Annotated in this window: 12 protein-coding genes; 2 read left to right on the top strand and 10 right to left on the bottom strand. The window is 64.3% G+C overall.

Annotation, left to right across the window (positions count from 1 at the left end; genetic code table 11):
- Positions 1–21: 21 nt before the first annotated feature.
- The 3 genes from AC3A4Z_RS08905 to AC3A4Z_RS08895 form a co-directional block, all read right to left on the bottom strand.
- Positions 22–225: a cold-shock protein gene (locus tag AC3A4Z_RS08905; RefSeq protein ID WP_050056011.1), complete on the bottom strand. Its 204-nt coding sequence runs from the start codon at positions 223–225 to the stop codon at positions 22–24.
- A 298-nt stretch (positions 226–523) separates the two neighbouring features.
- Positions 524–1,969, bottom strand: a complete 1,446-nt coding sequence (locus AC3A4Z_RS08900) for an SLC13 family permease (RefSeq protein ID WP_493970270.1) — start codon at positions 1,967–1,969, stop codon at positions 524–526.
- Positions 1,970–1,979: 10 nt separating this feature from the next.
- Entirely contained in the window at positions 1,980–3,098 is a 1,119-nt protein-coding gene (locus AC3A4Z_RS08895) for a PrpF domain-containing protein (RefSeq protein WP_498711265.1), read from the bottom strand.
- 237 nt (positions 3,099–3,335) lie between these two features.
- Here AC3A4Z_RS08895 and AC3A4Z_RS08890 point away from each other — a divergent pair, with 237 nt between their 5' ends.
- Together AC3A4Z_RS08890 and AC3A4Z_RS08885 are read left to right on the top strand one after the other, a co-directional pair.
- On the top strand, positions 3,336–4,274 hold the full coding sequence (locus AC3A4Z_RS08890) for a LysR family transcriptional regulator (RefSeq protein WP_498711264.1): 939 nt from the start codon (positions 3,336–3,338) through the stop codon (positions 4,272–4,274).
- A 339-nt stretch (positions 4,275–4,613) separates the two neighbouring features.
- Positions 4,614–5,066, top strand: a complete 453-nt coding sequence (locus AC3A4Z_RS08885; RefSeq protein ID WP_498711263.1) for a DUF4383 domain-containing protein — start codon at positions 4,614–4,616, stop codon at positions 5,064–5,066.
- Positions 5,067–5,174: 108 nt separating this feature from the next.
- On the opposite strand, the gene AC3A4Z_RS08880 is transcribed toward AC3A4Z_RS08885, so the two are convergent.
- From AC3A4Z_RS08880 to AC3A4Z_RS08850, 7 genes are all read right to left on the bottom strand, one after another.
- Positions 5,175–6,542: a right-handed parallel beta-helix repeat-containing protein gene (locus tag AC3A4Z_RS08880; RefSeq protein ID WP_498711262.1), complete on the bottom strand. Its 1,368-nt coding sequence runs from the start codon at positions 6,540–6,542 to the stop codon at positions 5,175–5,177.
- Positions 6,543–6,598: 56 nt separating this feature from the next.
- Positions 6,599–7,549, bottom strand: coding sequence for a carbohydrate kinase family protein (locus AC3A4Z_RS08875; protein ID WP_498711261.1), 951 nt, complete (start codon positions 7,547–7,549; stop codon positions 6,599–6,601).
- A 36-nt stretch (positions 7,550–7,585) separates the two neighbouring features.
- Positions 7,586–9,163, bottom strand: coding sequence for a glycoside hydrolase family 32 protein (locus AC3A4Z_RS08870; RefSeq protein ID WP_498711260.1), 1,578 nt, complete (start codon positions 9,161–9,163; stop codon positions 7,586–7,588).
- Between the two features lie 53 nt (positions 9,164–9,216).
- Positions 9,217–10,260, bottom strand: a complete 1,044-nt coding sequence (locus AC3A4Z_RS08865; protein ID WP_498711259.1) for a LacI family DNA-binding transcriptional regulator — start codon at positions 10,258–10,260, stop codon at positions 9,217–9,219.
- Positions 10,261–10,329: 69 nt separating this feature from the next.
- A complete protein-coding gene (locus AC3A4Z_RS08860; RefSeq protein ID WP_498711258.1) occupies positions 10,330–11,283 on the bottom strand; it encodes a carbohydrate ABC transporter permease in 954 nt (317 codons plus the stop codon).
- The gene (locus tag AC3A4Z_RS08855) at positions 11,283–12,170 is read right to left on the bottom strand and encodes a carbohydrate ABC transporter permease (protein ID WP_498711257.1); all 888 of its coding nucleotides are present in this window, start codon (positions 12,168–12,170) and stop codon (positions 11,283–11,285) included. The genes AC3A4Z_RS08860 and AC3A4Z_RS08855 overlap by 1 nt, the downstream gene beginning before the upstream one ends.
- Before the next feature lie 79 nt (positions 12,171–12,249).
- Positions 12,250–13,527, bottom strand: a complete 1,278-nt coding sequence (locus AC3A4Z_RS08850; protein ID WP_498711256.1) for an ABC transporter substrate-binding protein — start codon at positions 13,525–13,527, stop codon at positions 12,250–12,252.
- Positions 13,528–13,550: the final 23 nt, after the last annotated feature.

Below are 13,550 nucleotides of genomic sequence, written 5' to 3'. Positions count from 1 at the left end.
GGCCCCAGTTTCCCTAAGAAATTAGAGAGCCTGGATGTTGGTGGCCTGGGGACCCTTGGGGCCCTGCTCGGTTTCGAAGGAAACCTTCTGGTTCTCTTCGAGTGAGCGGAAGCCGTTGGAGTTGATCGCAGAGTAGTGTGCGAAAACATCCTGTGAGGAGTCATCGGGGGAAATGAAGCCGAAGCCCTTTTCAGCGTTAAACCATTTGACGGTACCAGTAGCCATTATTTTTGTCCTTCGTGAAGGTGGAGGAAAAGTCCCGACTTTCGGGTCCTCCGGTGTGGGGTGTTCAAAACCGCTACTTCAGAAGAACGCGGACTTTCGACCGCGCGTACTGCCTGAACTACCAACTGCATAAACACAACAACAGGATCAACCCTACAGGAGTTTTGGCGGACGGATTACCACAACGGCATTCTTACCGGCCTTCCGGGCCTCTACGCCCTGGCTACACCAAAAAATGGCACTTCGCGGCAGTGTGGGGAAACACTGCCGCAAAGCGCCATCTCGGGTGAGGGGTTTGCTACATGATGCCCGTAGGTACCAGCAGGGCCCAGGCCAGGGCCGGAGCAACCAGCACCACGCCGCCGGCGTACATCATGAGCTGCTTGTAGACGCGCTGCCTGTCGTTCTCGCGGGCGTTGGCAACCACCAGGGCACCGTCGGTGGAGAAGGGCGAAACATCCACCACGGTGGCGGCGATGGCCAGGGCGGCCACGGTGCCGGAGGCGCTCAGGCTGCTGGTGGCCAGCAGCGGACCGGCCAGCGGGATGAACGCGGTCAGCAGGGCGGTGGAGGAAGCAAAAGCCGAACCGACGCCGATCACGTAGCAGAGGACCAGTGCCACGAGCAGGGGCGCACCGAGTGCCAGGGCCTGTTCAGCAAGGGTGTCGATGACGCCCACGTGCTGCAGGAGTGAGACGTAGGTGATCATGCCCGCCACCAGAAGGACGGTGGACCAGGAGACGCCACCGATGAACGTCTGGTGTTCCTTGATGTTGATGAAGGCGAGCAGGAGCCCGGCAGACAGGGCCACGAAACCGATGGGCATGTGGAAGCCCAGGGTGCAGACAAGCATCGCGGCGATCAGGACCAGGGTGAAGATCTGCTGGCCGTGCGGGCGGCCGGTGCTGGTGGTGTCCACGTCGGCAAGCTGGCCGCCTTCGCCGTCGCGCAGTTTGCCCAGGAGGCCGAAAAGCACGATGGTCAGGACGGAAAGGATGAGGTTCAGCGCGAAGCTGGCAATGAAGAGTGCGCCCTGAGAGATGGGGAACCCGTTTTCAACGGCGATGTTGTGCACCAGCACGCCGGCCACGGACAGCGGGGAAAAGCCGCCGGCGTGGGCGCCGTTGATGATGAATGCACCCATCACAACAGGGTGGATGCGGGATTCGTAGGCGAAACCAAGGGCGGCCGGTGCCAGCAGGGCGACGGCGGCGGGCGAGAAGGTGCCCAGCGAGGTGAGCGCGGCGGCGATCAGGAAGAAGACCCAGGGCAGCAGCATCGTTTTGCCCCGGACCAGGCGGACGCAGCTCTGGACGATGATGTTGATGGTGCCGTTCCGCTGGGCCATGCTGAAGAAGTAGGTGACGCCAATGATGGTCAGGACGATGCTGGCCGGGAATTCCTCCAGGATCTGCTTGTCCGTCATCCCCAGCATGAAATAGCCGACGCCGAACGAGGCTACCAGCCCCATCACGCCGATGTTCAGCGGCCATTTGGTGGCGACGACGAACATCACCACGAGGATAACGAGCGGGATGATTTGTACGGCTGTCATGGTGTGCTCCGGGTCCGTGGCGGCCCCCGGGTTGAGGATGCCACCCCCCAGCACGAGGGCAGCCAGGCCCAGGATAGTCAGGCCGGCTACCGCCATCAGTAGGATACGGCGGCGGCGGTTGGGACGCGGTGACTGTTCGTCCCGGGTCTCCTCAAGAATGTCAGTGGGGCGTTGGGCTGTTTTGGTCATGGCTTACTCCTCATTGAGTGGCGCCCGCGAGGACGGCAGGTGCAGCGCTGCCGGAAACCTCGGGGAGGTGGATGATGGTGGTGGCGATGGTGCGGGCAGTGCGGTCGACGCCGACGAGCAGGCTTCCGCCGTGCTCCTCGCTCCAGGTTTCAATCACGCCGGCGGGGGTCTGCAGCCGCAGGGTGGCTCCGGGAGCGCCGCCCGTGATGGTGTGCAGCACGGTGCCCGGGGTGCGGGCGGCCAGTGTCAGGGCGATGCTGCCGGTGATGGCCAGCGCCGGGTGCGGCCTGCCCATGGAGAGCATCATGACGTTGATGTCGGCGCCTGCTTCAGCTTCGGCAGGCGCGGCCACGATGGCGAGCTTGGGGATGGCCCTGGCAGCGTCGGCGGGGGTGGGAGCCAGGCCCATCCGCACGGCTGCCTGGCGACGGATCTGTTCAAGGGTGTCGAGCTGCAGCTCAACACCTGCCCGCCACGTCTCGTAGCGGGCAGGGTCCAGGCCCAGCTCCTCGGCCCGGACCATCACAACTGGTGCTCCGGCGTCGACCATTGAAACCGTCCAGCTGTTACCGCCGGCGGTAATGCTGTCCGTCGCGGCGCCGGTGGGAAGCAGGGAACCGGTGGTCTTGCCGGCCGGGTCCTGGAAGCCGAGGCCCACCGGGTAACCGGGGAACGGAACGCCGGGCATCTGTCCTTCCGGGATGACCGGCAGGGCGCCATCAGGGGTGGGCAGGCGCTGGACGATCACCTGGTTGGTGTTGGTGTTGCGGGTGACGATCCGGGTGACGTCTCCGGTAGGTACAACCCAGCCCTTCTCGATCGCGTACAGGCCCACCACTGCGGAGCCGTTGCCGCAGTTGCTGCCCCAGTCCACGCCGGCTTCTTCGATTCCTACCTGGGCGAAGGTGTATTCGACGTCGATGTCCCCGCCGGCGGGCCGGTGCAGGATGATCGCTTTGCTGGTAGTGGAGGTGGCCCCGCCCACGCCGTCAATCTGGCGCGGGTCCGGACTTCCGAACAGCCGTGGCAGCAGCACATCAAGGCTGGCACCACCCTCCTGGAGATGCTCCGCTTCGAACACCCAGCACTTGCTGGTGCCTCCACGCATCCATTCCGCTTCGATCTTCATCGACTTCCACCTCTCCTTCCCCTCAAAACTGTTGAGGGCCTACGAAAAGGTTGAGCCAGATCACACTTTAGGACAATGTTGGATAGTTGAAAGGGCATGTAGCATTGCTTCAATCAGTGGGGTGAAAAGGCTACAGACCCTACTTCTGCTCTTAGGCAGCCGGCCCACGTATCCTGAAGTGCCCGTCTTTACGGTGACCGTGCAGTGAATGAACGAATAGAACAGAGAGGCGAACGGATGCTTAATGAAGAAGAGCAGCCCCTGTTCGATATCCGCCGGCTTGCCCTGCTTCTGGAAGTGGTGGAGCAGGGATCGATCACTGCGGCGGCCGAACTGATGATGTACACACCCTCAGCCGTCTCCCAGCAGCTGCGAAAGCTCGAGCAGGAAGTGGGGCAGCCGTTGCTCAACCGACGCTCCCGCGGGGTGGTGCCCACTGAGGCCGGGCAGGTACTCGCCGGTCACGCCCGCAAGATCGTCCGCCAGATGAAGGCCGCCCAGTCCGACCTCGGCGAGATCGCCGGGCTGAAGCGCGGCTCCCTGACCGTCGGCACCTTCCCCACGCTGGCCGGATCCTTCCTGCCCATCGTCATCCGGACCTTCAAGAAGCGCTACCCCGCCATCGGACTTTCCCTTCGCAGCGCCCGCTTCGACGAGCTCGTGGCGGACCTGGAATCCGGCGTCACAGGGCTGTGCCTGCTCTGGGACTATCCCTGGAACCGCTTTGAGGACGAGTCCATCCGCGTCACCGAGGTTTTCCAGGAGAGCACGGTGATCCTCGTGGCCCGAGGCCACAAACTGGCAGGCCGGGAAGAGGTCAGCATGGAGGACCTGCGCAACGAGTCGTGGATCGTCCGGGCGGAGGCCCACCCGGTAGTCGAAGTCCTGCAGCGTTCCGCCCACGACGCCGGCTTCGAACCGACCATCGGGTTCCTGGCCAACGATTACCAGGAAGCGCAGGCGATGGTGAGCGTCGGGATGGGCGTGGCCATGGTGCCCAAAACCGCCGTGTCACTCCAGCATCCCGACGTCAGGGTACTCAGCCTGGGCGCCGCGGCACCCCTGCGGCGGATCCTCCTGGCACAGCGCCAGGACAAGGTCTATGCCCCAGCCGAGGTCGCCTTCCACTCCACGCTTCTGGAAATCGCGCGGGAGCGGGCCGCGGACTACCTCTAGCCCTTACGGGCCTCCTCCGTAGCCCCAACTTGCTACGGAGGCAGCCAGGACAACAATTCCCCATCGCGAACTGCCACCGCTATCCGGCTGCAAGCCGATGTGTTGGTTGCCTATAACGTCGAACTGCTGGCCGCGGCCGTTGAGGCTGGCCTTGCCGTCGCCTCCCCTCCCAATCAGGCTGGGCCGTGATGCGTTAGCGGCCTGCCGCCTTGCTGGCTCCCGGCAGGAAATTTCCTGCAACAACCCATCCTCAATGCGACGTCCCGCGAATAGCTGGCATACCCCTTTGGGCTGCCGGACCGGCAGCCCATCAACACATATCGCATTCAGGAGGCCACCATGGCAACACACACCAGCACCGGCATGGCAGCACGCACCAACGTCCAAAAGGCATCGATGGTTGTGGGGGCGGTGTTCCTGCTGGTCGGCATCCTTGGCTTCGTACCGGGCATCACAGCGAACCACGACCAGCTGGGCTTAGCCGGCCACCACTCCGAGGCCCTGCTGCTGGGCCTCTTCCAGGTCTCAGTCCTGCACAACATCGTCCACCTGCTCTTCGGCGCAGCGGGCATCGCCCTGGCAAGGTCTGCCGCGGGCGCCCGTTCATTCCTGCTTTACGGCGGGGTCATCTACCTGGTCCTCTTCGTCTACGGCCTGGTGATCCCCCAGGATTCCGCGGGCAACTTCGTGCCACTGAACGGCTTCGACAACATCCTGCACCTGCTGCTTGGCGTGGGAATGATCGCCCTGGCCGTGATCCTCACGAAGGGCCACACCAAGGCACGCGCCTAAGTCTTTCCTGGCGGTAACCCGCCGGTTGCACAGAGATGAGTATGGCCCCGGCCGCAGCTACAGCTGTTGCCGGGGCCATACCCGTTCCGGGGCTAGTGCCTCATCGTTTTACTGGGCCGCGTGCACCTGTACCGCCGCCGCACCGACCGTGGGGGTGGGCCGCAAGGCATTGACGGCCCGGTTCGCGCTCACCTGGGCGTCAGTGCCGGAATCGAGGATGGTATTCCGGGTCGATTCGGAGTCCACCATCACGGCCGTGACGGCAAGGCCTGCCGACGCTCCGGTGGTCAGGAGGGCGTCCACCTGGGCTTCGAAGCAGGAGTCGCTTGACGCGGAGTCAACGTCCATCGCCACGACGTGGTTGCTGGAGACGAAGTTCCCTGTCCCCGCCGTCAGCCGGATGATGACTGGCGTTGCACCTGCCGGTCGGATGCTCCGGGAGTCGATGACCTCGGAGAAGTGGTTGCCGATGACCGAGTTGTTGCTGCCGCTGACACAGAGAAGGCCGGTGAGGTCGTCCAGTCCGTTGTCCACGCCGAAAAAGGGCGTCCACGGCTCGTGGTCACGCAGGAAGTGGTTCGTGGCCACCAGGTTTTCGGAACTGTTCGCGGCGAGCATCACCATGCCCGGGTAGAACGAATGCAGGCGGTTGTTGGTGACGCTGGACCGCGTGACGCCCTCGAGATGGACGCTGCTCGCACCACGGGGGAAGACGTTGTTCGCGGTGATCAGCAGGCCGCCATGGTTCTGGGCGTAGATCGAGTGGCCTTTGAAGCCGGCTCCCACCAGGTTGTCGGTGATCTTTGATGCCTGGCCCCACCCGCGCAGTTCGATGCAGCTTCCGCACTCAGCGATGAAGTTGCCGTGGATCGACAGCGCGTCGGCGTGGTAGATGGTGAGGGCGTTTTCCAGGTAAACGAACCCCATGTCAGTCACGCGGAAGGAGTCATTGGCGCTCGCCACATAGATTCCGGTCTTGCCGTTGACGTACGTGTTCTCCGCAGGCAGCGCCGAGCCGTCCGGCCTGAAGTGCAGCCCGTCGATGCAGAAGTTGGAGAACTCCAGCGAGCTGATCCTCGGGCTCCCGCTCCGCTCAACGTAGAAGGCGGCTCCCTTCGATTCCTCCGCGCCTTCGCCCAGGGGAATGTCCACGAGAATCCGGCTCCCGCCGGGCCACAGCTCGTGCAGGTCGGGCCATTCGTCTTCGGGCACGTTGAAACGGATGCTCGACGACGTGAAGCCGTGCCCCGAGCCCTCGATCCTCAGGAAGCTGATATCGATCGCCACCTGCGTACGGAGGCGGTAGTCCCCCGGCGGAATGTAGATCACCGCGCCGGGCTTTCCACCCTGGTTCGCATCGGCGTCGGCCTGCCGTTCCTTGACGTCAGCGATGATGCTGTTGATGACTTCGCCGACGTCCTCGTACGGATTGCCGACGGGCCACGTCGTCACGTCGTAGCAGTTGTTGCTTGGCATGGGTTGTTCCCTTTCGTTGTCCGACGTCGCTGCACCAGGTTTCGCTTCAGCAGGTTTCACTGGGCCACCGGCTGGTGCTCAGGGAGGTCAGCCTGCAGTTCCTCCAATGTTGGAGGGTTGGCGCCCGGCCGGCGCACCGTGATCGCGGCTGCTTTGGCTGCCATGCGGCCCAGTGATTCCAGCACGGACGGCGCCAGCCCGTCTGTTCCGCGCATCAGGAGTCCGTAGATCAGGGCAGACATATACGAGTCGCCGGCCCCGATGGTGTCCACCACGGCAGACGTGACCGAGGGAACGGCCACCTGCGCGGCGCGGGTTGTAAGCAGCGATCCCTCCGCTCCCCCGGTGACGGCGACGAGTCCGGCTCCGAGTTCGAGGATGCGCTGGGGGATATCCTCCACGGACAGCCGCGGATAGAGCCACTCTGCGTCCTCGTCGCTGAGTTTCACTACTTCCGTGAACGGGACGAGTTCCTCGAAGATGGTTCTTGCCTCGAACTGGCTGCCGAGCAGTGCTGGGCGGATGTTGGGGTCGTAGGTGACCACGCAGCGCCGGTGTGACTGCTCGAGAAGTTCCCTCACCACTGCGGCCCCCGGCGCCAAAAACGTGGCGATCGAGCCGGTGTGCAGGATTTTGGGCAGGGCGGCCGGAGCGGTCCGCGGGAGGTCCCACCGGATGTCAAAGTCGTATTGGGCTGAACCGTCGGACGCCAGCGTGGCAGTGGCTGTCGCGGTTGCGCCGCTGCCCTTGGAACCCGGCAGGAGATTAACACCGGCGCTGTGAAGGTGCTTCTCGATAGCGGCACCGTGGTGGTCGTCGCCGATCGACGTCAACAACGCCGTGTCCACACCCAGCCGCCCGAGCCCATAGGCAACATTTGCGGGTGATCCGCCGGGGTGCTCCACCGTGCCGCCGGAAGAGACCACGATGTCCATGAGCGCTTCACCCACCACAAGGACGTCAAGGCCGGGTGTGGGGTCATCGCCGGGGACTTGGACTGGTGGCATTCTTCGGACCTTTCATGGAGTTGGTCAGAACCGGGATCAGGTAAGTGTTGAGACAGACAGCTTCAGTATTGTTGCCGGGCCGCCCTCAGCCGAGAGCCAGTTCTCCCGGTCTTCGATTTCAGGGAAGATGAGGTCCGTCAGGACCACCTTGCCGCCCTGCGCGAACACCTCCACCGAGCAATGGTCGACGACGATCTGCAGCTTGAGCAGCCCGTCCTCAAGTACCAGCGGGGCTGACTCCACGGATGGAAACTTTTCGTGGAAGCCCGTGTTGCCCGATTGCCTGCGGTCCAGGACCAGCCTGGCGCTGGCGGTGTTGTAGCTGAGAACAGTGCCCTCACTCCCGTCACTGCTTCCAAAAAGGCGGAGGTCAATACGTTCGGAGGTGCCGGGCACAATCTCCGCCTCGATGATCTGTGCGCTGCCGGCCACCGCATCCGGCAGCCGGCGGGCTGAGTTCCGCAGCTCAAAGGCGTCCGCGTTCAGCTGCTCCTCGGAAGCAGGCAGTCCTCCCCCAGGCTGGGCCAGGACCGGTTGCTGGACCAGCCGCGCAGACCCGTTGAGTGCTGTGAGGCGCACCTCGCGGGCCAGGGTCATCGAGGACCGCCAGGGGGCTGTGGGCAGCTGGTTGGCATAGTCCCAGTTGTTCATCCAGCCAATGATGATGAGCCGGCCATCCGGCGTATTGCTGAAGGACACCGAGGCGTAGCAGTCGCGTCCCCAGTCCAGCCACAGGCACTGCTGCAAAGCTGCCGAGCGCGCCTCGGCATCTGGGAGGGAGCTGAGCCCGGCAGGCGCCACGAGTGAACCGGGCTCGGGAAAGAACCGGACGCCGTCGAAGTCCCCCACGAAGTACTGGCCGCCGGACCCGCCTGCCACCGCCCCCGGATTGACGTTGACGATCAACACCCATCTGATGTTGTCCGGGTCCCCGTCCACCGCCAGGGGAAAGAGGTCCGGGCACTCCCATTCGCCGGCGTCGGCGTTGGCCGGGCCGAAGTCGCTGAGGAACTCCCAGGTCTTGAGGTCTTCGGAGCGGTAGAGGACCACCGTCTGGTGCTGCGCTTCGACGGCGACCATCACCCAGTAGTCGCCGGCATCCCCCTGGTAGCGGAAGACTTTGGGATCGCGGAAGTGCGCGGAGTTCCGGGTGAGGACGGGGTTTCCTTCATACTTGCGCCACGTCATTCCCGCGTCCGTGCTGTAGGCCAGGGACTGGGCCTGCGTGCCGTTGTGCTCGGACGCGGCCTTGTAGGCGCTGGTGTAAATGGCTACGAGGGCAGGTGCGTCCGGAGTGCCGAAACCGGACGTGTTGCCGTGGTCCACCACCACGCTGCCGGAGAAGATGTCCTCTTTCTCGTCGCAGGCAATGGCTACAGGATGTTCTGTCCAGTGCAGCAGATCGCGGGAGGTGGCGTGGCCCCAGGACATGTTGCCCCAGACGTTGCCGTACGGGTTGTTCTGGAAAAAGAGGTGGTAGAGGCCGTCGTGGAAAACCAGGCCGTTGGGATCGTTCAGCCAGGTGTCCCTTGCCGTGAAGTGGATGGCAGGCCGGAAGCCGGAGGTCTCCGCCGGGGCTGTTTCCAGGCGTGCGGCATCTAGGTAACTGGACATGTGGTGCATTCCTCTTGGGACGTTGAAAGGGGGAAAGTGGAAGGGCGGGATACCTACTGCTGCGGGGCCGTGATGGAATCGCGGGTCACGAGGGGGCAGCCCAGAATGGTCGGGTGAAGTGCCATGAGGGTCAGGTCGGTTTTCCCCTCGACGGCGTCAATCAGGTGCTCGGTGGCCCAGGCACCCATCTCGTAATGGGGCAGGGCCACGGTGGAGAGGCCCGGGTGGAGGTTGGCGGCAATCAGTTCCTGGTCATCGAAGCCCACCACTGAGAGGTCGGCGGGAATGGTGAGTCCCAGTTCGGCAGCGGCGCGGTAGGCACCCATCGCCATCCGGTCGTTGTAGCAGAACAATGCCGTAGGCCGGTCCTCCCGCGACAGGATCCGGCGGGCCGCCTCATAGCCGCCGTGCACCTCGGAGACCTCGGACTCGACGGGCGCCGCACCGCCGTCGAGCCCTGCTTCGGCCAGCGTGGTCCGGAAGGCGTGGAGCCGCTGGCGGGTCGCGGGGACGTCGTCGGTGTTGTTGATGAAGCCGATCCGCCGGTGCCCGGCCTCGAGCAAAGCCTGCACGGCGGTGCGGGCACCGCCTTCCTCGTCCGGGATGACGGCGGTGATGTTTCCGCCGGCGGCCACCGAGTCCACCAGGACCGAGGGAACGCTGCCGAGGTTGGCCGGCAGCTCCACGATGCGGTGGTACATGGTGGCGTAGAGGATGCCGTCCACCCGTCGTTCCAGGAGGGCCTCGACGTCGTCCCGCCGGGATTCGAGGCTGGCTGAGCCGGAGGTGTTGATGATCATGAGGTTGTACCCCCGGGCTTTGGCAGCCTCCTCCGCACCGAGGATGATCCGGCCGGCGTGGGGCGTGGTGGCGATGTCCTCGCTCACCAGGCCCAGCATGCCTGTTCTCTGGGTGCGAAGGGCCTGGGCCAGGCGGTTTGGACCGTACCCCAGTTGTTCCGCCGCGGACCGGACCTTGTCCCTGGTTTCGGGGCTGATCCGGGCATAGGCCACTTCATTGAGGACGTGGGAGACGGTTGTCACGGACACGCCGGCGGCGGTGGCCACGTCCTTGATCCCGATGTTCTTGTTGCTCATCTGTCTCCCACGTCCTTATGGTCGGTGATGCCCCTGGGCGTCATCAGTAGGCTACTGGTAATTGGTGGTCTAGCCCTTGACCGCGCCGAGCGTCATGCCGGCGACGATCTTGCGCTGCAACAGCAGGGTCAGGAGGATGACCGGGATGGAGTACACGGCGGCCAGGGCCGTCATGGATCCCCAGTCCAGGCCAAACTGGGTCTGGAAGTTCGCGATCACCACGGGCGTTGTCTGGGAACGGATCGCCGTCATCAGGAGTGCGAACAGGAACTCGTTCCAGGAGGCCAGGAAGGCGAAGATCGCGGTGACCGCGATGCCGCCGGACACCACCGGGATCACTACCCGCCACAGGGCCCCGAGCCTGCTGCAGCCGTCCACGGTGGCGGCTTCCTCCAGGTCCTTGGGCACCGCTTCAAAGAAGCTGGACATCAGCCAGATCGAGAGCGGCAGCGAAATGGTGGTGTGCGCGATGGACAGTGCAATCGGTGTGTCGGACAGGCCCATGGAGGCCATCATCGAGGCCAGCGGAATGCCGATGGCCACCGGCGGCACCATGCGGGTGACCAGCGCAGCCATGATGAAGATCCGGCCGCTCAGGGTCTTGTACCGGGTGATCCCGTAGGCGGCGGGTACCGCCAGCACCAGTGACAGCAGGGTGCTGATGATGGCCGTCTGGATGCTGTTGATGAAGGACGCCACTACACCGCTGCGGCCCAGCGCGTTGGTGTAGTTCTCCAGCGTCCATTCCCGCGGGAGGATGGTGGGCGGCACCGCGATGGTGTCGATGGGGGTCTTGAAGGATGTGAAGAGCAGGTACAGGAACGGGAAACCGTAGAGCACCATCGCCGCGGCCAGGAGGACCCACAGGAGGGTCCTGGTGCTGCGGCGGCCCGCTTCCAGGCCTTCGCGGTTGACGCCGCGGCGCTTGCGGCCGCTGCTGCTTCCGGTGGTTGGCACGGAAGGTCCTGCAAGCGCTGCAGGTGTCTTCCCGGCGTCGTGCTTTGTTTTTTCAGCGACGCGCATCAGTTGTCCTTTCCTGGCCGCCAGATGGTGGACACCGCAACGAACGCGACGGCGAGCATGGCCAGCAGGTAGAGGGTGCCCATGGCGCTGGCCAATCCGGGGTCCCCGAACCGGATCATGGTCCGGTAGATCAGCAGGCTCATGGTTTCCGAGGCGGACTGCGGCCCGCCGTTGGTTTGGATGAGGATGGTGTCGAACGCCCGGGCCGCGTCGATGCCGCGGACCACGAGGGCCACGGCGATCACCGGCCGCAGCAGGGGCAGGATGATGCGGAACAGCATGGCCGGTGCGCGTGCGCCGTCGAGGCGTGCCGCTTCAATCAGGTCGCCCGGGATGTTCTGCAGCCCGGCGAAGAGCACCAGGCACATAAACGATGTGGTCAGCCAGATGTCCGGGATGGCCACCGAGTAGAGCACAATGTTCGGGTCCGAGAGCCAGCCGATCTGGTTGGGGTCGGACAGGATGCCGGCCTGGTGCAGGAGAGTTCCGATGAGGCCGAAGTTGTCGATCATCAGGAACTTCCAGAGAAGGCCTGCAACGATGGGGGCGATCATCAGAGGGTACATAAACACGGTCCGCCAGATCTGGGAACTGCGGCCAAGGGTGGTGAACAGCAGTGCCATTCCCAGGCCGAGGGCGAATTCGAGCGTGACCACCACCAGGGTGTAGGCCAGGGTCCGCCAGCCGGCGCCGACGAAGGCTTCGGAGGCGAAGGCCCGGACGTAGTTGTCCAGGCCCACGAAGTCGCGGGACCCGCCGGCGATCGGTGAGATCTTGAAGAAGCTGTCCGCCACGAGGCGGAACAGCGGGAAGGCGACAAACACTGCCAGGAACAGCGCCGCTGGTGTCATCAGGAACAATGCGAAGCGGCGATCGGAGATGCGCACGGTTTTCTCTTCCGCTGGTTGGGGCGCGGCCGGCACCGGACTTGCTGTGCCGTATCGGCAGGTGCCGGCCGCGGGGGTCTTACTTGACGAGGTCCTCGATCTGCTTCTTGGCGTCAGCGAGGAGGGTGGCGGAGTCACCGCCTGCCACGGCCTTCTGCAGCATGGGAACCAGGACCGTGTCCACGATCTGCTGCCACTTCTCGGTCGCCGGACGGGTGGCCGTCGCCTTCCCGTTCAGCGTTTCGATCAGCGGGCCGAAGCTTTCGTAGCCTTCCTTGTCCTGGTACTTCTCAAAGGCGGAGATGCGGGAGGCCAGGCCGAGGCTGGATTCGATGCCCATGCTGTTGTTGTCATAGGCGCACTTGATGAACTTCTTGGCCGCATCAGCGTTCTTGGTTGCCTTCGGGACGGTAAGGTACCAGGGCCCCGGGACGCCGCCGATGCCGGCGGATCCGGCGATCATGGGAGCGGTACCCACCTTGCCGGCCACCGGAGAATCCTTGGGGATCTGCCGGTAGGCGTGGGCCCAGAAGCGGGTCATGGCGGTCTTGCCCTGGTTGAACAGGTTCTGGGCGGCGGCCCAGTCAACCTGTGCGGCACCGGACGGAGCGGACTTGACCAGGCTGACGTAGAAGTCCAGGGCCTCCTTGTGCGCGGCGTTGTCGATGACCACCTTGTCGCCGTCCAGGACCATGGGCGAGCCGGCCTGCAGGACGTGGGCGAGCCATTCGGTTTCCACGCCGCCCTTGACGTCGGTGCCGTACATGCCGTCCTTGGTGAAGAATTCGGCGATGTCCTGGTACTGCTTCCAGGTGGTGGGGGCGGCCAATTCGTAGCCGTACTTGGCCTGGAAGTCGGCCTTGTTCTTGGCGTCCTCGAAGAGGTCCTTGCGGTAGAGGATGATCTCGGCGTTGGTCCATGCCGGGAGGCCGATGAAGTGGCCGTCCACGTTCGCTTCCTTGACGAGGGCGGGGAAGATGTCCTTCTTGGCCTCGTCAGTGAAGATTTCATCGATGGGCTGGACGGCGTCCTTGAAGCTGGGCAGCCAGACGGAGTCCAGGGCCGCGACGTCGAAGGAGACGTTGCCGGAGGAGAATTCGCTGGAGAGGCGGTTGAACATGCCGTCGTAGGGCAGTTCGACGAAGTTGACGTTGACTCCGGCGTCCTTTTTGCACTGTTCGGCGACACCGGTCAGTTCGGCGTGACCGCCTGCCTCGACGAGGACGTTGACGGTGCTGGCGCCGGCGCTACCCGTGGTGGACGGGCCCCCTGCGCCGCACCCGGTGGCTGCCAGTGCCACGGCGGTGCAGATGCCGCCGATGGTGACGAACCTGTTGATAATCTTTCGAGTGGACATCGCTGTCGACTCACTTTCTCTCG

Source organism: Arthrobacter sp. Soil_C_49 (genome assembly GCF_057656635.1).
The sequence above is the reverse complement of the archived record's forward strand: the minus strand, read 5'-3'. Positions and strand labels throughout refer to the sequence as shown.